Here is an 18980-nt window from a genome sequence, read left to right as displayed (position 1 = left end):
TCGCTGCTCTATTATTCCATTAAAGTAGTGATCTTATCACGGTATAATGGCTAACAGGATGCCCAACACTTCCGCCGGTTCGCTCGCAGCATTCCTGAAAGACAGACGCACCCGGCTCGACCCCTCATCGTTCGGCTTTTCCGGGCGCAGGCGCACGCCGGGACTGCGCCGGGAAGAGGTCGCGCAACGCGCTAATATCAGCCCGACCTGGTATACATGGCTGGAACAGGGACGCGGCGGCGCACCTTCGGCCGACGTGCTGAACCGGATCGCCAAGGGCCTGCTGCTGACCGAGGCCGAGCGCGAACATCTTTTCATGCTGGGGCTCGGGCGCCCGCCCGAGGTCCGCTACATCGGCGCCGACGGCGTCAGCCCCAGGCTGCAGCGCCTTATCGACACGCTCGAGGCAAGCCCGGCCCTGATCAAGACGGCGACCTGGGATGTCGTCGCCTGGAATCGCGCCGCGCAAGTCGCGATGACCGATTACAGCACCTTGCCCACTGGCCAGCGCAACATCCTGCGGTTTATGTTCCTGAGCCCCACCATCCGCGCCAAGCAGCACGATTGGGAGAACCTCGCCCGTTTCGTGGTCGGCGCGTTCCGGGCCGATGCGGCGCGCGCCGGCGCGGTGTCAGAGGTCGCCCAACTGGTGGAGGAGCTTTGCAGCGCCAGCCCGGAATTCGACGCGCTGTGGCGGGAAAACGACGTGCTCAGCCATGGCGACGGGACAAAGCGCCTGAAGCATCCCGAACTCGGCGACATTGAACTCGAATATTCGGCCTTCGCGGTGGATGGCCGGCCGGATCTGAGCCTGACCGTCTACAATCCGGTGGACAGCAAGGTCGCCGACCGGATCCGCGATCTCGCCCGGCGACACCATGAGCGAGAGGCGGACCTGTCGCGTTGACTCTGGATCCCATTCAAGGCGGCGTTCGCACACCCGTTCAGCTTGCGCAAGGTCGGCATCCACCCACACAAATTCTGATTGTCAGGCAACGCATTTGCACGGTTGGCCCGCCGCCAGCCGGCAGCGGGCCAGGCGCCGCTACTGGATGATCTTGACGATCTTGCGGGTGCTTGGATCCACGATCACGGTCCGGTTGTCGACCACGGTGTAGCGATACTTGACGTTGGGGACTTCGTGGAGTTCGACGGTATCGGGCAAGGCCGTGCCGACGTTGAGTTCCACGCCGGGAAGCTTGACCGAAGCCAGCGGCTGCTTATGCACATACTCCTTGATCACTGTTTCCTGCTCGGGCTGGATGACGACGTCCTCGGCAGCGGCTGCGCCGACACCTGCGAGCAAAAGAACCGCGGCTACGGCGGCAAGATCTTTTTTCATGAGTACCTCCATCTGAAACCTGCACAGCGCAACATTGTCACCGCGCTGCCGGATCGAACTTCAGGCATGATTGAATGTTCCAGGCTTGGGCTTCGGTCCGGCCAGCACCGGACTTAGGTCCCATCGAAAAACGCAATAGTCCTGCCGGCGCCGCCGCCGGGAACGGCCGTCTTTCGCGCTCGTTGTTCGCTGCAAGTTCATCGCGGATACCTGACGGATGTCGGGCAGTACTGCGGGTGTGTTTTTTGCGAATTGGCGCAGCTACGTCCCTTCCTGCGCCAATAGGGTTCGCTCACTGCTTCAGGCGGTGAGCGAACCCTAAACCCTCGGCGTCAGCCGATAAGTGAGGAGGTTTGATGTTCAGCGACAAGGAAACCCGCCTTATGGAAGCGGCGCTGGTGATGGCGGTCCCGTTGTCGGCCTTGATCGCCGTCCTGCTCGTCAGCCTTACTTTGAACTGGTAGCAGCCCTGCTGCCTTTACCGCCAATCGTGGGGTCGAGTTGGCTATGGGACCACAGATCCGTCCATACAATCCCAATCTGACCATGCTGGCCCAATCTGACTATGCTGGCTAGCCGCCGAAGGGAGGAGAATCGCGCCTTTGTCGCCGTGGAGCAAGGCGGACGGCACCGGCGCGCTTTCCGCTTTCGAGAAAGGAGCCCGGCCTGCTTTGGCGGAGGGCTCGGCACGTTGCGAGCAGGCCGGGCTATGCTCCGGCTGCCACACTTGGCGGAGGCTCGGGCCGGTGCAAAGGCAGGTTGTGCGTTTATCGCTCGAGCCGCAACTCGGACTGAAGTCCTGCGAACCAGGCGCATTGGTCCCAAACATTGAACATAGTTTGCTGGCGCTCGTTGCCGAGAGGGACGCGTGAATTGGAGAAGAGCAATGCAGCTTGGTGAGATCATCGCCAACACCTTGGCCATCCTCTTGCTGGTCTGTTTTCTCGCCAGCACATTCTTCCTTTTCGGAAAGCCATTGTGGCCGGAGCAGCATGCCCGCATGATCATCATCGTGCCGGTTGACGCGATGGCGACAGCCTCGACCAGCCGCAGTGGCCCACCTGTGTTGCCAGGCACCTTCGACACCGGCCTTGCCCATCCAAGGCCGTCCTGATGGGCATCGGCGATGGTGAGCCGACCCTGGCCGGCGCTATCGAGCGCTGCTCGCGGCAAGCCTAGTCGAGCTTCTGGATGCGCCCTTTGTCGAGACGGAACACGCCATCGTTGCCGCCTTGTTGCTCGAAGTCGGTCTGCAGCTCATCCCAGATACCAAGATATCTGCCGCACTCGGCGCAACTGATCCGCGTCGATGGTGTCGCATCGGCCGGGATTTGCAGGCGGATGGTGCCGCAAAAAGGGCACTCCAATCGGTGATCGAGATATTCGCCAGGGCGCGTCTGTAATAGCCTGCGCACAGCTTCCTCCTGGATTTGGGTGGAAGCAGGATGATCGCTCCCAAGCGCCCACGTGTCTTCGCGTCGCGGACGGCCTTTGACAAGTTACGCCAGCCATTGGCGGGGTCAATAAACAAAGACATGACTGCCAATCACCAGCCCAATCCTGGAAGCGTGGCGGCCGCCGCATCTCCAGGCAGACGCCTGACCCCGGCAGCGAATACAGCTTCACGAACGGCCCGGAACCAAACCACCCGGCAGCGGTTTCCCAATGGAAGGGACCGCAAACCACGGAAGCAGCAATGGAACTTTTGACCTTGGAACTTGCCAGGGCGAGGCAGCGACTTAACCGGGCGGAACTCGCCCTTGAACGCGCAAACGCGATGCTGGACGAAGACTGTGGCGTCGGTATCAATCTGCGGCTTTGTGACAGGATAAGATCCGCGCAACAACGCGTCGGCGAAGCGAAGGCTCGTCTTGTGAAGCTCGATCGCGCCAGCACGGATTCAGCTCACTCCGGCTGAAGCTTACGCGCCACCGAGAGAGCTTCCCGCCCGGACCTCGTTCAGGCAATCGCAAGCTCAGCCTTGATCCAAATCCACCGGCAGTGGCCTTGCAAGTCTCATATCTTGCGCCGGGAACCGGTCGAGCGTTGGTCGCTGAGATGCGGGCGCCAGCCATGCACCCGGTCCCGCCCGGCGGCCTTGGCGCCGTAAAGCGCCTCGTCGGCGCGTCTCAGAAGATCGGCAATCTCCATCGCGGCGCCGTCCGCATCGAGGGTGCTCACCCCAATGCCGACCGTGACGATACCCTTTTCGCTGCCGGCATGCGCCATGGCCAGGTCGCGCACCTTGCTCCTGAGGGTCTCGGCGATGACGAAGGCGCCCCGGGCGTCGGTCTCCGGCAGGATGAGCGCGAACTCCTCGCCGCCGTAGCGGGCCGCCGCGTCGGCCGGACGGCGGGCAGTCGCCTGGATGCAGCGGCTCACGGCGCGCAGGCAATCATCGCCCGCCGGATGGCCGTAATGGTCGTTGAACCGCTTAAACCAGTCGACATCGATGATCACCAGGCTGAGCGGCGCCGCATTGCGCCTGGCGCGCGAGAATTCGCGCGCCAGCGCTTCATCGAAGGCGCGGCGCGTCCACAGTTCGGTCAGCCCGTCGCGGTGCGCCAGAAGGTTCAGCTTCTCGTTGACGGCCAGCAGTTCGGCCTCGACCTGCTTGGCCTCGGTGATGTCGGAAAACACGCTGAGGCTGCCGCCGTCGCCTGTCGGCCGGGTGCGTACGTCGAGCCAGCGGCCGTCGGCGAGCCGGACCTGGCGGTGGCTGACAAGCTTCTGCGAGGCCATGATGCCGTCGATCCAGCCCTCGACCGCGTCTGGCGGTGTGGTCCCCTCGCCGCGCGCCGCCGAGGCGCGCAGGATGTCGCGATAGTCGGCGCCGGGCACCCTCATCTCAGCCGTCTTAGGAAACATGGCGCGATACTGGTCGTTGCACAGCACCAGCCTGCCGTCCGGGTCGAACATCACCAGACCGTCGGCCATGTGTGTCAAGGCGTCTCCGAGCCGGACCCGACTTTCCGCCAGCTCGGTCTCGAGCTGCTTGCGCGCCGTGATGTCGCGATTGTGCGTGATCAGGCCGACGACGGCCCCGCTCCTGTCGCGAAAGGGCGCCTTCAAGGTCGCCAGCCAGCCTTCGGTTCCATCCTCGTGGTGAAGGTGCTGTTCGATGGTGGACGAGACGCCCGACGCCAGCACGGCAAGCTCGTCCTCGCGGAAACCTTTCGCCGTCTCGCGCGGGTAGAAGTCGAAGTCCGTCTTGCCGATCAGCGCCTTGGCGTCTGGCGCCTGCATCAGTTCGGCCGTTGCCGGATTGGCCGCGATGAACCGCCCGTCGAGGTCCTTGACGTTCAGGCAATCTGGCAGCGTCTCCACCACGGCCTTGTAGATGCGCCGCGACTGCAGCGCCTCGAGGCGCCGCCGCTCCTGGTAAAGCGTAAGCCCCGACAGCACCACCGAGACGAAGATGAGCAGGGAGGAAGGCAGCGCAACCTTCGGCAGGACTGTTTGCAGCACATCCCGCGGCAGGACGCTGAGGCCAAGCAGCGACGCCGCCGCTGCCGCCGCGCCAAGGATCATGATGTCGACCATGGTGGGCCGGCGGCCCCTAAGGGCAAGGTTTCCGGCAACACCGACCAGCATGGCGGCCGCGATCCCCACCGCGCCGGCGAAGGCGCCGATGCCACCCTCGAAAGTCCGGAACGCACCAGCCATGACTCCGGCGACGATGCCGGCGACGGGACCGCCGAAGAAGCCGGCAACGGCAATCATCGTCGCCCTGAGATCGGCGAGCACGCCAGGCTGCAGCTGCATTGGTGTGAGCATCAGGATGATGGCGCCGGCGCCCATCAGCAGGCCGAAGGCTGCCGCCTTCGCGACGGCCGGCCAGCGGTCCAGCCACACATGGGTGTGGATCCAGACCGACACGAACATCGCCACGACCGCCAGATTGGCCAGCAATTCGGACCAGGGCGAACCCATTGGGCGCCTTTCCTGTTACCGGGCTTTCGCCGTATCGCCTCCTCGATAGACCCTCAATGACAACAAAGTGTTACGTCAGGGATTTGCCTTTGGTCGAAGGAGCCAGGCCGTCGCGCCCCCCTCACCACCGCATCCCGCCGACAAAATCGATGAATGCCCGCAGCGGCGCTGGCGTCAGGCGGCGGCCGGGGTAGTAAAGGAACGGACCCGAGAATTCCTGCCACCAGGGCTCCAGCACGGGCTCGAGCCTGCCATCGTCGAAATGGGGGCGCAGCCAGTCCTCGAACAATGAGACGATACCGCCGCCGTCGACCGCCACGCTGACAGCCAGGTCCATCGCCGTGCCGGTGCTGACCAGCAGCGGGCCGGTCGGCTCGACGCTCACCGTCTCGCCGTTGCGTTCGAAGTCCCAGGGCGGCATGGAGCCGCTGGCGAAGCGGCCGCGCAGGCAGGCGTGATCGAGCAGGTCGCGTGGATGGCCGGGCCGGCCGCGCCGATCGAGATAGGCCGGTGCGGCGGCGGTGGCGAAGCGCTGCCGGCGCGGGCCGATCGGCACCGCGATCATGTCCTGCTCCAGCCGTTCGTCATAGCGGATGCCGGCATCGCAACCGCTCGCCAGTATGTCGACGAAACTGTCCTCGGCCGTCACTTCGACGCGGATGTCGGGATAGGCCGCGAGGAAGGGCGGCAGAAGGCGCGGCAGCACCAGTTTCGCCGCCACCACCGGCACGTTGAGCCGTAGCGTGCCGGCCGGACGGCCGCGAAACCCGTTGACCACGTCCAGCGCCGCCTCGACCTCGCCGAGCGCGGGACCGAGCCGCTCCAGCAGGCGCGCGCCGGCTTCGGTGGGCGCGACGCTGCGCGTGGTGCGGTTGAGGAGCCGCACGCCGAGCCCGCTCTCCAGCCGTCGCACCGTCTCGCTCAGGCTGGAGGCGCTGAAGCCGGTCGTCCGCGCCGCCTGCCGAAACCCGCCGGCGCGCGCCACCGCCATGAATGCCTGGAGGTCACCCAGATCCGATGCCATTGTTCACCTTTCCGCACAGCCTGTGCCGATTGCGCCATATTATCGCGCGGACGGGGACTGTCTATATCGGGCCGATCCAAAGGAGATCGAGACCCATGAGCGACATCAGCAAAGCCGGAACTTTCAAGCTCGGCGACCGCACCGTGAAGCGCCTGGGCTATGGCGCCATGCAACTGGCCGGACCCGGCGTCTTCGGCCCGCCGAAGGACCGCGACGCGGCGATAGCCGTGCTGCGCGAGGCCGTTGCCAGCGGCGTCGACCATATCGACACATCGGATTTCTATGGTCCGCACGTCACCAACCAGATCATCCGCGAGGCGCTGCACCCCTACCCCGCCAACCTCACCATCGTCACCAAGATCAGTGCGCGGCGCGGCGCGGATGCCTCGTGGATCCCGGCGATGTCACCACAGGAACTGACGCAGGCCGTGCACGACAATCTGCGCAATCTCGGGCTGGACGTGATCGAGGTCGTGAACCTGCGCTCCATGCATGGCATCCACGGGCCCGCCGAAGGCTCGCTCGAGCCGCAACTCGACACGCTCGCCGAACTGCAGCGCCAGGGACTTGTGCGCCATATCGGCTTGAGCAACGTCACCCGCAAGCAGATCGCGCAGGGACGCGGCATGGTCGACATCGTCTGCGTGCAGAACCAATACAACATCGCGCATCGCCAGGACGACGCGCTGATCGACGAGCTTGCCGCCGACGGCATCGCCTATGTGCCGTTCTTCCCCCTCGGCGGCTTCACGCCGCTGCAGTCGAGCACGCTTGCCGACGTCGCGCAAAAGCTCGGCGCTACCCCCATGCAGGTGGCGCTCGCCTGGCTGTTGCAGCGCTCGCCCAACATCCTGCTTATCCCCGGCACCTCGTCAGTCGGGCATCTCAGGGAGAACCTGGCGGCCGCAGAGCTTAAGCTGCCGGCGGATGCCGTCCAGGTCTTGAACGGCATAGCAGGCGAGACCGAGCAGGCCGCGTGACGCGTCGAAAGGTCCCGTTTGGCCGGCTTGCCGCCGGGGCCTCGATGCGGCCCCGGCGGCGGCTTGCTAAGCTGACGCTGCCCATGGCATCTGTCCGATACCACGGATCGACCCAAGCAGCATGGCTTCACGACCACCACCGCCCGGCAGGCCGCCACCCGGCAAGCCACGCAGCGCCGGCCCTCCTGGCGTCAGCCTGAACCGAGCGCTCTCAAAACTCGGCCTGTGCTCGCGCACGCAGGGCGAGGCGCTGATCGCACAAGGCCGCGTGCGCGTCGGCGGCAAGGTGGTGCGCGATGCCGCGCTGCGCGTCGACATGAACCGCGACAGGATCGTCGTCGATGGCGTCGAGGTGGTTGCCGAGCGCAAGGTCTATCTCATGGTGAACAAGCCGCGCGGGCTGGTCACCACCCGCGACGACCCGCTCGAGCGCGACACCGTCTATGCCTGTCTCGAAGGGCTCGACCTGCCCTTCGTTTCGCCGGTCGGCCGGCTGGACAAGGCCAGCGAAGGCCTGCTGCTGATGACCAACGACACACGCTTCGCCAACCGGCTGATGGACCCGGCCTCGCATCTGCCCAAGACCTATCACGTGCAGGTCGCCACGGTGCCGGATGAAACGATGCTGGACAAACTCCGCGCGGGCGCCACCATCGACGGCGAGGCCTTGGCGGCCAATTCGATCGAATTCCTGCGCAGCGGCGGTCGCACGGCCTGGCTGGAGATCGTGCTCGACGAAGGCAAGAACCGCCACATCCGCCGCCTGCTCGCCGCTCACGGCATCGAGGTCAAGCGCCTGATCCGCGTCGCCGTCGGCAGCCTGCCGCTCGGCGACCTCGCCAAGGGCGTGGCGCGGCACCTCACGCCGGAGGAACTGGCGCTGCTGGCGGGCTGAGCGAAGCCCCAAGGCAGCGTTTTCTTGCGTCTGGCTTTCGCGGACAAATGCCTCGAAAAAGATTTTCGCCACCACCGATGATTTTCCCCCACCCGCTTTGTCCTGATCTACAGGCGCCGGAATGGTCCGCCGCCGGAAGAGCGAGGTGATCCATGGGATCGTTGCAAGATCAAAATGTCGTCGTGGTCGGAGGCAGCCGGGGCGTCGGCCACTCGATCGTGGAAGCTGCGCTGCGCGAGGCGCGACCATGCTTGCCGCCGCTCTGGTCCGAACCGAACATCTGGTCCGAACCCGTCTCCTGACAGAAAGCTGTCAGGAGGCCTGCTTTATAGATTGATCGAAAGCCCGGCCCGGGCTTCAGCGACCAAGGAACCTAAGCGATGAATTTCGTCTCAGTCCGCATCATCACATCGGATGTCCAGCGCCTCGTGCGCTTCTACGGTGAGGTCACCGGCATGCCGGTGACGGTCTATACCGAAGACTTCGCCGAACTGGCGACGCCAGCCTGCACGCTGGCGATCGGCAGCACGCGCACCTTGATGCTGTTCGGCGGCGACATCGCCCGCCCCGCCGACAACCACACGGCCATCCTCGAATTCCGCGTCGGCGATGTCGATGCCGAATTCGCCCGGCTGTCCAACCTCATCAAGAACACGACCGTGCAGCAGCCGACCACCATGCCCTGGGGAAACCGCTCGCTGCTGTTCCGCGACCCCGACGGCAATCTGGTGAATTTCTTCCAGCCCGTCACCGCCGAGGCGATCCGGAAGTTCGATAAGTAGGCAGCCAGCATTCGGAATTAGCCGAGGCCTCCCCGTGTTCGTCATACCAGGGCGAAGCGGCGTCGCGGATGCTCGGGCCTGCGCCGCGTCGCTTCGCTCCTTGCTCCGCTCGTGGATGACGAAGCGATTGATGTCGGCGCTAAGCCCACCAGCCCCCTATTTCAAGTTCCACTTGCGCACGACCGGCTCGCCGAAATCATGCTCGTAGCCGAGCACGCTGATGCTGGCCGTGTCGAGCACGAACAGCGCCCCGCCTTCCGGCGGCAGGCCGAGCCAGCGGGCGGCCAGCACGCGCAGGAAGTGCGCGCTGGAAAAGATCAGTATGTCGGCATTGGACTTGCGCAGGCGCTCGATGATCCTGTCGGCGCGGGTGCCGACATCGGCCGCCACCTCGCCTTGCGGACAGCCATCGCGAAACACGTTCCAGCCCGGCCGCTCGGCCAGGATCTCATTCGTCGTGCGCCCTTCATAGGCGCCGTAGTCCCACTCCTGCAGATCGTCCATCTTGACGCTTGTCGCACCAAAGCCGGCAAGCACGCTGGTGTTGTAGGCGCGCTGCGAGGGGCTCGACCAGACGGCTGAGAACGATAGGCCTTTCAATCGCTCCGCAACACCCCGCGCGGCCGCCTCGCCGGCCGGCGTCAGCGGCATGTCGGTGCGCCCGGTATGCTGCCCCGAAAGGCTCCATGCCGTCTCGCCATGCCGGACCAGATGGATCTGCGGAAACGCACTGCTCATGGGATGCCTTTCGATGTCGGCGGCACCTTAGAGGACGGTGCGGCAAAGGGGAATCCGGGGTGATGATGAAACCTCGCCTGGCCCTGATTCCCGCCGCATTGGCACAATGATTGAGCGTGCGGCATAACTATCTCTGTTGAAATAGTCATCAGGCACGACAGGCGACACCATCATGTACAAACATCTGCTCATCGCCACCGACGGTTCGGACCTGGCCGGCAAGGGTGTCGCCCAGGGCCTCACACTGGCCAAGGGCATCGGCGCCGCCGTCACCTTCGTTACCGTCTCGGAACAGTTCCCGATCTTCGCCTGGGGCGGCGCCATGGCCGGCTATGCCGCCGGCGACGAGCTGGTCACCTATCAGGAGGAAGCGCGCCGCTATGGCAAGGAAGTGCTCGACAAATGCAAGGCATCCGCCGACGCCGCCGGCGTGTCCGCCACGCTGGTCCATGTCGAGGACAAAAGGCCGGCCGAAGCGATCCTGGAACTGTCGCGGGCGCAAGGCTGCGACCTGATCGTCATGGCCTCGCACGGCCGCCGTGGCCTCGGCAGGCTGCTTCTGGGCAGCCAGACGGCGGAAGTGCTGTCCTACACCGAGATCCCGGTGCTGGTGGTGCGGTAGCGGCCGCAACCCGATATTTTCAAGCTGGCGCCATCGGTCAGCGCGGTTTCACCGGTGCGGCTTCATTCGCCAGGGCATATTCAACCCGTGGCGGATGCCCAAAGAGCTGTTTGTAGGCGCGGCTGAAGGCGGCTTCGGACTCGTAGCCGATGCGCAAGCCGATCTCACCCACGCGTGCGTCTCGCCTGGCCAGCAGATCGCGGGCCAGGCCCAACCGCCATTCATTCTGGTAGCGCAGCGGCGAGCGCCCGACGAGCGCGGCGAAGCGCTCGCAGAAGCTGGATCGGGACATGCCGGCCTTGTCGGCCAGTTCATTGATGCTCCACCGCTGCAGCGGCCTTTCGTGGATGGCCTTCAGGGAACGGGCGATGCGGGCGTCTGAAAGCCCGCCGAGCCAGCCCGTGGCGCGTCCTTCATGGACCCAACTGCGCAAGGTGCGGATGACCATGAGATCGATGATGCGGGAAATCATCAAAGCCGCGCCGGGCTGGGCGTCGCTGGTTTCGACCATCAGGAAAGGCAGCATTCCATCGACCCACCCTGCCCCGTGGGCACGCCCGATATGGATGCATCGCGGCAAGGCGAAGATCATTCCCCGCAGGCTGTCAGGATCGAACCAGAAGCGGCAGGCGACGATCGCCACCCGCGGATGCGACGCCACCAGCCGCAACGCGCCGGGACCACGAGGCAGGAGCACGAGGTCGCCGGCCTCCATGACGACAGGGGCCTGATCCCTACTCTCCATGCGCAGCGCGCCGACGGTCACCACGACGATATGGGCTTGGCCCTCGTCGAGATCGAGTTGCTCCGCCTGTGCCAGCGTGCGTGAGAAAACCTCGTCGCCGGTAAGCCTGATCTGCGCCAGCACATGCGAGAGAAGGTCCCCGGAGACACCGGCACGCGGCCCTCCATCCGGAAGAATGGTCAAATTTTCAGGCGATTCCATCATGGATGCGGCCGGCCGGCTCCCCTACATTCCTCACGAGGATAGCGCATTTTCATGCTGATTATGCGCCGTTTTTTGCTTGGATCAAAACCATTCCCGCAGCCAAGGCTGCGAGAACGGGCTGTTCCAATCATCCAACCCGGCGGGCGTGATTCCAAATCGATCAAACGGGTCAATCGCCGTCCAACCAACGAGACAGGAAATTCCAATGAGCACTCAAACCATTCAGGCGCCCGGCGCCGCATCGCAGTGGCTGAAATCCTATTATTTCCTCCGGGCCGGCTTTTCGGTCGCCTGGGTGGCGGCCGCCTTCACACTTGCCAAAAGCGCGCCGCCGGTTTCCGCGTTACTCCTGGTCGCCTACCCCTTGTGGGACGCTGTTGCCAATATTCTGGACGCGCAGCGCAGCGGCGGCCTGAAAGCCAATCCCAGCCAGGCGCTCAACGCGGTGGTCAGCACGATCACGGCCATTGCCGTCTTCATCGCACTCGGACAGGGCCCGCACGCGGTTCTGGCGGTGTTCGGTGCGTGGGCGGTTCTCTCCGGCCTGTTCCAGCTTGCGACCGGTGTGCGCCGTTGGCGGGCAGGCGCGCAATGGGCGATGGTGCTGAGCGGTGCGCAGTCAGCGCTTGCCGGTGGCTTCTTCATCAAACAGGCAATCGGCACCGCGACGCCTGGCATCACCGACATCGCGCCCTATGCCGCGTTCGGTGCCTTCTATTTTCTCGTCTCGGCCGTATGGCTGGCCGTCACGCAGGCACGCAAGCCTACGTAAAGGCCTGGGACTGGTCGCCGCGGCCGCCTTCGTTCACACCACTTCCAGCACCTTGCCCGTGTCGTGCTGGCGCACGAAATCGACGCGGCCGCCGTCCCAGTGGTAACTGTAGTGGCGGCCCTGCACAGGGACACCGATGACGTCGGGCCAGAAGATGCCGATGCACTCCCCATCGGGCATGCGCACGCTGTTCCACACCAGCCCGTCGCTGCCGGCGGCCCGCAGCGCCCGCCCTTCCGCCTGCGACGCCGTGTAGTCGTCGGGATCGAGCACGCCGGGAACGGCGTTGACGTCGTCGAGGTCGCGATCGACGCTGCCGATCAGCACGCGGAAATCGGCCGTCCAGCCGGGCGCCTCGTTGGTGGCGCGCATGAATTTCTGGTGATGGTGGATGGTTTCGGCCAGCGCCACGTCCTCGCTGTCGCCGGCATAGTAGATGCCGTAGCTGCCGTCCGAAAAACGGCCGGGCCGAAGGACGGAACAATGCACGAAAGGCGCCATGACGAAGCTGGCGCCGGGACCGGAAACCCGCCTTGCGGCCGGTACCTTGCCGAGATCGCCAAGCTCCAGCCGGATGCGCGGGTTGGTCTTCTCCTCGACGGCGGCGAGCGCCTCCCAGTCGCGCGGATCGGCGATGTCCTCGAACAGATCGATCGGCGGATGGATGGAGCGGATGATGCGATAGGTCTGGGGCCAGTGGACGCGGCGCCGGACCGCGAGCCCACTCACCATGCGCCACGCTCCGCGTCGAGCCATTCGCGCATCGCCGCGAGATCGGAAATGTCGCCGCGCAGCATCACGTCGAGCGCCGACTGCCCGCCAAAGGTGGCATTGGGCTTGCGTATCCAGGCATAGCCGCGCGCCGGCTCGGTGAAGAGGTAGCGCAGCCCCTTGTGGATGCCCATCAGATGCGCCATGCGGGTGCGCAGGTCGCGGTCGATCCGGCCGATGCCGCCCTCCTTCCAGCGCGCCCAGGTGCGCGCCGAAATGCCGCCAAGCAGGACGCAGGCCTCGAAGTCGGTGAGGTTCCAGGCCTTGAACAGGTTGACAGTGGTGCGCGCCAAGGCGCCTGCCTCTTCATCCGAAATGGCTGAGCCGACCGTGGCCGGTGTGGCGGTGATGGCTTGAAGCTGCATATTTGGACCTCGCGAATTGGCAGATATATAGCATGTATATGCCAATTGGCAAGGCGGGGAGCCATTGCTGGTGAAGACCGCGCTGATGGCGATTAGATGGTCCGAACAATATAACACAGTCGAATTTCCCGGTAGTTGGATTTCCAACTAAGGTCGCGCGTGCCGCTAAACGGTCCTTGGCGCGGTTTCCGCGACCCGTGACAAACCGCAAGATCGGTCGAGCGCGTCATGTCCGCATACGCTTTAGCTGGTGCTGCCACGGAGAACGGAATGATGAAGGCGGCGCTTCAAAACTACCATGCCCGGATGCAGAGAGTGTTGGATCATATCGACCAGCATTTGAACGGCAATCTGGACCTGGATGCTTTGAGCGGCATCGCGGCATTCTCCAAATACCATTTCCACCGGCAGTTCACGGCGACCTTCGGGCTGTCCGTGCATCGCTATGTCCAGCTTGCCCGCATGAAGCGCGCTTCATACCGGCTGGCCTTCAGGGATGCCGAAAGCGTCACTGACATAGCGATGGATGCCGGTTACGATGCACCGGACGCCTTCGCCCGCGCCTTTCGGCAACGGTTCGGGCAGTCTCCTTCATCGTTCCGGAAGTCGCCCGACTGGGCACCGTGGCTTGCGGCCTTCGGGCCTATGGACAATGCGAGGAGCAAGCTCATGCACATTACCTATGACCACGACGACGTGACGATCCGCGATGTGCCCCCGACGCCGGTGGCGATCATGGAACATCGAGGCGACCGGGCGACACTCGGCGACACCATCCAGCGGTTCATCGCCTGGCGCAAGGCCGCCGGCCTGTCACCGGAGACGAGCCCGACCTTCAACGTCTTCCGTTCCGAGAGGATCCCCGCCAACCCAGCCGATTACAGCATGGACCTGTGTGTCGGGACTGACCTGCCGATCGACGCTGATGACGGGCAGATGATGGCTGGCGTGATCCCCGGCGGACGCTGCGCGGTGTTGCGCGTCGTCCACAATACCAACAACCTGGAGCCAGCCGCGCTCTACCTTTATCGCGACTGGCTTCCTGCCAGCGGCGAGGAAGCGCGTGACTTCCCGATCTATTGCCGCCGGCACTTTTCGATGTTCCCGAATGTGCCGGTGCCTGATGTGGTCTGCGAATTGTTTCTACCGCTGAAATAGCGCCCTCTGACGGAGACCTGTCCCTTCTGACCGGGCCGGCATTGCGCCGGCCCGAAAGTCCTGCACTACTCCGCCGCTTCGTATCCCGCGATGCCCTTGATCTCGAGGAAATCCTCCAGCCCGTATTCGGCGTATTCGCGGCCATTGCCCGACTGCTTGTAGCCGCCGAAGGGCAGGCCGGCGTCCCATTGGGGATAGTTGATGTAGACATTGCCCGAGCGCATGCGCGCCGCGACCTCGCGCGCCTTCTGCAGGTCCTTGGCCTGGATATAGGAGGCAAGGCCGTAGACGGTGTCGTTGGCCTGCTCGACCGCCTGCTCGACCGTGTCATAGGGCAAGATCGCCAGCACCGGCCCGAAAACCTCCTCGCGCGCGATGCGCATGTCGTGGGTGACGTCGGCGAACACGGTCGGCCTGACATAGTAGCCGCGATTGAGTTCGGCAGGGCGGCCAGGGCCGCCAGCGACCAGCGTGGCGCCCTCGTCGATGCCGCTCTGGATCAGGTCCTGGATCTTGTCGAACTGGACCTGGCTGACGACGGGGCCGAGCTTGGTGTTGGCGCCGTCGGCTGGACCGACCGTGAACTTTTCCGCCGCCGTCCTGGCATATCCCGCGGCCTCGTCGTGGCGGTCGCGCGGCACGAACATGCGCGTCGGCGCGTTGCAGGACTGGCCGCTGTTGCTGAAGCAGCCGGCGACGCCCTTGCTGACGGCGGTGGCGAGGTCGACATCCGGGAACAGGATGTTGGCCGACTTGCCGCCAAGCTCCTGATGCACGCGCTTGACGGTGTCGGCGGCAGCCTTGGCCACCAATATGCCGGCTCGGGTCGAACCGGTGAACGACATCATGTCGATGTCGGGATGGCTGGACAGCGCCTGGCCGACGCCGGGACCGTCGCCGTTGACGAGGTTGAACACGCCCTTCGGCACGCCGGCCTCGTCGATGATTTCGGCGAAGATGATGGCGTCGAGCGGCGCGATTTCCGACGGCTTCAGCACCATGGTGCAGCCGGCGGCGAGTGCCGGACCGACCTTGCAGGTGATCTGGTTCAGCGGCCAGTTCCAGGGCGTGATCAGGCCGACGACGCCGATCGGCTCCTTGACCACGAGATGGTTGCCCTTGACATGGCGGAACTGGAAATTCTTCAGCGTCTCGGCCATCTTGGCCAGATGCGCCAGGCCAACGCCGACCTGGCTGTCGAGCGCCATCTGGCGCGGCGCGCCCATCTCGCGCGACACGGCGATCGCCAGATCCTTGCTGCGCCTCTTGTAGACCTCAATGACGCGGTTGAGGATGTCGAGGCGTTCCTCGACCGAGGTGAAGCCGTAAGTGTTGAAGGCGCGCTTGGCGGCGGCCACCGCCTTGTCGACATCGGCCCTGGAGCCGAGCGAAATCCGCGCGAAAGCATCCTCGTTCGATGGATCGATGACGTCGAGCGTGTTGGGCACGACAGGATCGACCCACGCGCCATCGATGTAGAACTGCAGATCGTGTGACATGGTCTCTCCTTGGGGTGCCGCATGGCCAGGCCGTGATATCTGGCTAGAAATAACGATGCGCAAACGGCGCTGTCAAACGCAACCCCCGAACTGGTTGAGCCAACGCGGCAGTGGTTGAGCCAGAGGGCTGGACCAGCGATGAGCGGACTATAGCAGCGTATGCCCGGCTTCGCCCAGCAAACCTCTTGCCGCAGGCTCGTCAGCCGCTTTCACCAGCAGGTGGTCGCCATCGAAGGTCGATACCAGGAAGATGCCCAGCCCGTTTTCCGACAGCGGCCTGATGACGGACAGCACGATGCCGGTTTCGTCGAACGCGAACGGCCCCTGCAATTTGAAGGCGACCCAGTCGCGGTCATGCTTGACGGCATCGGGGACGCGATCCTGAAGGCAGGTGATCGAGAGCTCGTCGTCGGTCCTGGTGATGCTGACGAAACCTGGTCCGTCCGCCCAGCCAGGGATGCCGTCAGCGGCTTGAAGCCGCGAAATCGCATAAAGCCCGGGCAGTTGTTTCAGCGTTATCCTCGCAGCCATCGTGGCGCTCCGATCGTCATTCCAACCTCTTGCTCATATAGACCGTCACGCCATTCATGAACGGCTCTTCCCGGTCGACCGTATAGCCGTGCCGCTTGTAGAGCGACACGTTGGCTTCGAAGGCGCCGTTGGTCAACAGGCGAAGCCCGTTGCGGCCCGCCTCGCGCGCCTTGATTTCCGCACGCTCCAGCAGGAGCCGGCCGATACCCCTGCCCTGCGCTTCCGGCGCGACGCAGACGTTCTCGATCCACAGGTGATCGTCGGCCGTCGTGGTCTCGATCATGCCGACGATGCGGCTGTCCTCGACGGCGAGGTCGAACGGATGCTCGGCGACCGCCTTTTCGTAGTCGGCGCGCATCGGCAGCGGCTCGCGGCCGATCACCGGCACCCATTTGGCATAGGCGGCACGCACGATGTCGCGGATGGCGGCGGCATCGGCGGGTTCGGCCGGCCGAAACCGGATGGCAGACTCGATGGTCATGACAGTGCTCCAGGCATGAAAAACCCCGCCGGCTGTTGTCGCGGGCGGGGCTTGAAACGAGCGAACCGGATTTATCCTGCCGGCCTTTGTCGTCGCGCAATCAGCGTACCGCTCCGCGCTGGGCGGAAGCGGCGTCGCTTGGCGATGACGGGCGCGGGAACGAACATGGCGGCAAGCTGGAGCAGCAACGATCCCGCGTCAAGACACCGCCTCGGCCTGTCATTGGGCCAAACCGTCGGCAACGCCTTGGCCTGATACGGCTGGGACCCTCAGCGATCGATCCTCGCCGCCTGTTGCGGGGAGTATCGTTCTCCCTGGACGGCAATCGCCGAGACCGCGTTCTCGATATCGCGAAGATCGTCCGCGGTCAGGGCAACGGCGAGAGATCCGATGTTTTCCTCAAGGCGGTTTAGCTTGGTCGTGCCTGGGATCGGAACGATCCAGGGCTTGCGCGCCAGCAGCCAGGCAAGCGCGACCTGTGCCGATGTCGCGTTCTTGTCAGCCGCGATCGCGACGATGGCGTCGACCAGTGCCTGGTTTGCCTGGCGGGCTTCCTCCGTGAACCGCGGAACGCTGTTGCGGAAATCGTTGGCATCGAACGTCGTCGCGGCGTTGATGGCGCCGGTGAGGAAACCCTTGCCCAGCGGACTGAAAGGCACGAAGCCGATTCCCAGTTCCTCGAGGACCGGCAGGATCGCCTCCTCGGGTTCACGCCACCAGAGTGAATATTCGCTCTGAAGCGCGGCGACCGGCTGCACCGCATGAGCGCGGCGGATGGTGCGCACGCCCGCTTCCGAGAGGCCGAAATGCTTCACCTTGCCTTGGCTGATCAAGTCCTTCACCACGCCAGCCACCTCTTCGATCGGCACGACCGGATCGACACGATGCTGGTAGAGAAGATCGATGTAGTCCGTCCTCAGCCGCTTGAGAGAGGCCTCGACGACGTCGCGAATATGCTGCGGCCGGCTGTCCATGCCCTGGTGTCCGGCCGCACCGGCGATGTCGATGCCGAATTTGGTGGCGATCACCACCTGGTCGCGGATTGGCTGCAACGCCTCGCCGACGACCTCTTCGTTCCTGAACGGTCCGTAGACCTCCGCCGTGTCGAAGAAGGTGACACCGCGCTCGAATGCCGCCCGGATCAGACGGACTGCATCCGGCGTCTCCATCGGCTGCCCATAGGACTGGCTCATGCCCATGCAGCCCAGGCCGATGGCCGAGACTTCGAGGCCGCTGTTTCCAAGTGTGCGCTTTTGCATCGTCACTGTCCCTTCTTCTCGGCGTCGGCCTGTTCGAAGACCTTGCGGGCGATGCCGATCGCAGTGCTTGCCGGCGGCCATCCTGCATAGAAGGCAAGATGCGTGATGGCCTCGATGAGCTCGTCCGGTGTCACCCCATTCTCGAGCGCCCGCTTCATGTGGAAGGGCATCTCGTTGATCTGGTATCCCGAGACCAGGCTGGCGACGGTGACGAGGCTGCGGTCGCGCGGCGAGAGGCCGGGGCGTTTCCAGACGTCGCCGAAAAGCACCTCGTCGGTATAGGTGCCGAGTGCTGGAGCGATGTCGGAAAACGGGCTTTTGGGAGGCGCTGGGGCATCGGTCATGAGGGTCTCCTTCTTGTGCTATCGGTGGGTGCGCGGCCTGGTCGGTCAAATCCCGTATTGTTCGTCGGTGACATGCTCCATCCAGTCGACGACCTTGCCGTCGAGCGCTTCGGCAATGGCGATATGGCTCATCGCCGTTGTCGGCGACGCCCCATGCCAATGCTTTTCGCCGGGCGCGAACCAGATGATGTCGCCGGGACGGATGTGTTGGATCGGCCCGCCTTCGCATTGCACCAGACCGGCGCCCGACAGAACGATAAGTGTCTGGCCGAGCGGGTGCGTGTGCCAGGCCGTGCGCGCGCCGGGCTCGAAGGTCACGGTGGCCCCGCCGACGCGCGCGGGGTCGCTGCCCTTGAAGGGTGCATCGATGCGCACCGTCCCGGTGAAATATTCGGCGGGCCCCTTCGCCGAGTGCTGCGAGCCGCTTCGTGTGATCTCCACGTTTTCCATCCTTTCGTGATGCCGGGAGGACATTGCCGCCAAGCCAGGAGCGCCGGCTTGTCCGGCCGATTGCAATCTATTTAGGGGCTGCGAT

Annotated in this window: 23 protein-coding genes; 9 read left to right on the top strand and 14 right to left on the bottom strand. The window is 64.5% G+C overall.

Translation table 11 applies throughout. The annotated features are described in order from the left end of the window. The first annotated feature begins 58 nt into the window (after positions 1-58). Entirely contained in the window at positions 59-907 is an 849-nt protein-coding gene (locus tag FJ936_RS21305; protein WP_246680505.1) for a helix-turn-helix transcriptional regulator, read from the top strand. A 138-nt stretch (positions 908-1045) separates the two neighbouring features. On the opposite strand, the gene FJ936_RS21300 is transcribed toward FJ936_RS21305, so the two are convergent. Further along, positions 1046-1342 carry a DUF1236 domain-containing protein gene (locus FJ936_RS21300; RefSeq protein ID WP_140716509.1) on the bottom strand — a complete coding sequence of 99 codons (297 nt, stop codon included), beginning with the start codon at positions 1340-1342 and terminating at the stop codon, positions 1046-1048. 886 nt (positions 1343-2228) lie between these two features. Here FJ936_RS21300 and FJ936_RS21295 point away from each other — a divergent pair. Then, entirely contained in the window at positions 2229-2456 is a 228-nt protein-coding gene (locus FJ936_RS21295) for a hypothetical protein (RefSeq protein ID WP_015316800.1), read from the top strand. 61 nt (positions 2457-2517) lie between these two features. On the opposite strand, the gene FJ936_RS21290 is transcribed toward FJ936_RS21295, so the two are convergent. Next, positions 2518-2757: a hypothetical protein gene (locus FJ936_RS21290; protein ID WP_015316799.1), complete on the bottom strand. Its 240-nt coding sequence runs from the start codon at positions 2755-2757 to the stop codon at positions 2518-2520. Between the two features lie 281 nt (positions 2758-3038). Here FJ936_RS21290 and FJ936_RS21285 point away from each other — a divergent pair, with 281 nt between their 5' ends. Continuing rightward, positions 3039-3260 carry a hypothetical protein gene (locus FJ936_RS21285; protein ID WP_140617896.1) on the top strand — a complete coding sequence of 74 codons (222 nt, stop codon included), beginning with the start codon at positions 3039-3041 and terminating at the stop codon, positions 3258-3260. A 98-nt stretch (positions 3261-3358) separates the two neighbouring features. Here the strand turns inward: FJ936_RS21285 and FJ936_RS21280 are convergent, their stop codons facing one another. Then, complete coding sequence (locus tag FJ936_RS21280) at positions 3359-5275, bottom strand: diguanylate cyclase (protein ID WP_141906944.1); 1917 nt, start codon at positions 5273-5275, stop codon at positions 3359-3361. A 121-nt stretch (positions 5276-5396) separates the two neighbouring features. Then, entirely contained in the window at positions 5397-6299 is a 903-nt protein-coding gene (locus tag FJ936_RS21275) for a LysR family transcriptional regulator (RefSeq protein WP_141906943.1), read from the bottom strand. A 95-nt stretch (positions 6300-6394) separates the two neighbouring features. Here FJ936_RS21275 and FJ936_RS21270 point away from each other — a divergent pair, with 95 nt between their 5' ends. The 3 genes from FJ936_RS21270 to FJ936_RS21255 all read left to right on the top strand — a co-directional run bounded on the left by FJ936_RS21270 (position 6395) and on the right by FJ936_RS21255 (position 8956). Beyond that, the gene (locus FJ936_RS21270; RefSeq protein ID WP_141906942.1) at positions 6395-7279 is read left to right on the top strand and encodes an aldo/keto reductase family oxidoreductase; all 885 of its coding nucleotides are present in this window, start codon (positions 6395-6397) and stop codon (positions 7277-7279) included. A 121-nt stretch (positions 7280-7400) separates the two neighbouring features. Then, positions 7401-8174 (top strand): pseudouridine synthase, encoded by a 774-nt coding sequence (locus FJ936_RS21265; protein WP_181763155.1) that lies wholly within the window; start codon positions 7401-7403, stop codon positions 8172-8174. 380 nt (positions 8175-8554) lie between these two features. Next, positions 8555-8956, top strand: a complete 402-nt coding sequence (locus FJ936_RS21255) for a VOC family protein (RefSeq protein WP_141906941.1) — start codon at positions 8555-8557, stop codon at positions 8954-8956. Between the two features lie 156 nt (positions 8957-9112). On the opposite strand, the gene FJ936_RS21250 is transcribed toward FJ936_RS21255, so the two are convergent. Next, the gene (locus FJ936_RS21250) at positions 9113-9694 is read right to left on the bottom strand and encodes a histidine phosphatase family protein (protein ID WP_141906940.1); all 582 of its coding nucleotides are present in this window, start codon (positions 9692-9694) and stop codon (positions 9113-9115) included. Between the two features lie 172 nt (positions 9695-9866). Between FJ936_RS21250 and FJ936_RS21245 the strand changes: the two genes are divergently transcribed. Continuing rightward, the gene (locus FJ936_RS21245; protein WP_141906939.1) at positions 9867-10316 is read left to right on the top strand and encodes a universal stress protein; all 450 of its coding nucleotides are present in this window, start codon (positions 9867-9869) and stop codon (positions 10314-10316) included. A gap of 37 nt (positions 10317-10353) precedes the next feature. On the opposite strand, the gene FJ936_RS21240 is transcribed toward FJ936_RS21245, so the two are convergent. Continuing rightward, complete coding sequence (locus FJ936_RS21240; RefSeq protein ID WP_141906938.1) at positions 10354-11265, bottom strand: AraC family transcriptional regulator; 912 nt, start codon at positions 11263-11265, stop codon at positions 10354-10356. Positions 11266-11470: 205 nt separating this feature from the next. On the opposite strand from FJ936_RS21240, the gene FJ936_RS21235 reads away from it, so the two are divergent. Beyond that, positions 11471-12037 (top strand): DUF308 domain-containing protein, encoded by a 567-nt coding sequence (locus FJ936_RS21235; protein ID WP_141906937.1) that lies wholly within the window; start codon positions 11471-11473, stop codon positions 12035-12037. 33 nt (positions 12038-12070) lie between these two features. Here FJ936_RS21235 and FJ936_RS21230 read toward each other — a convergent pair whose 3' ends face one another. Both FJ936_RS21230 and FJ936_RS21225 read right to left on the bottom strand, forming a co-directional pair. Continuing rightward, positions 12071-12769, bottom strand: coding sequence for an RES family NAD+ phosphorylase (locus FJ936_RS21230; RefSeq protein WP_141906936.1), 699 nt, complete (start codon positions 12767-12769; stop codon positions 12071-12073). After that, on the bottom strand, positions 12763-13173 hold the full coding sequence (locus FJ936_RS21225) for an MbcA/ParS/Xre antitoxin family protein (protein ID WP_015316785.1): 411 nt from the start codon (positions 13171-13173) through the stop codon (positions 12763-12765). The genes FJ936_RS21230 and FJ936_RS21225 overlap by 7 nt, the downstream gene beginning before the upstream one ends. A gap of 273 nt (positions 13174-13446) precedes the next feature. On the opposite strand from FJ936_RS21225, the gene FJ936_RS21220 reads away from it, so the two are divergent. Further along, entirely contained in the window at positions 13447-14331 is an 885-nt protein-coding gene (locus FJ936_RS21220; RefSeq protein ID WP_141907001.1) for an AraC family transcriptional regulator, read from the top strand. A gap of 65 nt (positions 14332-14396) precedes the next feature. Here the strand turns inward: FJ936_RS21220 and FJ936_RS21215 are convergent, their stop codons facing one another. The 6 genes from FJ936_RS21215 to FJ936_RS21190 all read right to left on the bottom strand — a co-directional run bounded on the left by FJ936_RS21215 (position 14397) and on the right by FJ936_RS21190 (position 18886). Beyond that, the gene (locus FJ936_RS21215; RefSeq protein ID WP_141906935.1) at positions 14397-15830 is read right to left on the bottom strand and encodes an aldehyde dehydrogenase family protein; all 1434 of its coding nucleotides are present in this window, start codon (positions 15828-15830) and stop codon (positions 14397-14399) included. Between the two features lie 147 nt (positions 15831-15977). Then, a complete protein-coding gene (locus tag FJ936_RS21210; protein WP_141906934.1) occupies positions 15978-16361 on the bottom strand; it encodes an ACT domain-containing protein in 384 nt (127 codons plus the stop codon). A 16-nt stretch (positions 16362-16377) separates the two neighbouring features. Further along, positions 16378-16842 (bottom strand): GNAT family N-acetyltransferase, encoded by a 465-nt coding sequence (locus FJ936_RS21205; protein WP_141906933.1) that lies wholly within the window; start codon positions 16840-16842, stop codon positions 16378-16380. A gap of 269 nt (positions 16843-17111) precedes the next feature. After that, positions 17112-18101 carry an aldo/keto reductase gene (locus FJ936_RS21200; RefSeq protein WP_141906932.1) on the bottom strand — a complete coding sequence of 330 codons (990 nt, stop codon included), beginning with the start codon at positions 18099-18101 and terminating at the stop codon, positions 17112-17114. Between the two features lie 2 nt (positions 18102-18103). Beyond that, on the bottom strand, positions 18104-18445 hold the full coding sequence (locus FJ936_RS21195) for a carboxymuconolactone decarboxylase family protein (RefSeq protein WP_141906931.1): 342 nt from the start codon (positions 18443-18445) through the stop codon (positions 18104-18106). A gap of 45 nt (positions 18446-18490) precedes the next feature. Then, positions 18491-18886, bottom strand: coding sequence for a cupin domain-containing protein (locus FJ936_RS21190; RefSeq protein WP_141906930.1), 396 nt, complete (start codon positions 18884-18886; stop codon positions 18491-18493). Between the last annotated feature and the right edge of the window lie 94 nt (positions 18887-18980).

This window comes from Mesorhizobium sp. B2-4-13 (assembly GCF_006658535.1).
GTDB lineage: Bacteria > Pseudomonadota > Alphaproteobacteria > Rhizobiales > Rhizobiaceae > Mesorhizobium > Mesorhizobium australicum.
Note: the sequence above shows the minus strand (reverse complement) of the source record. Positions and strands in the feature narration are given on the sequence as shown.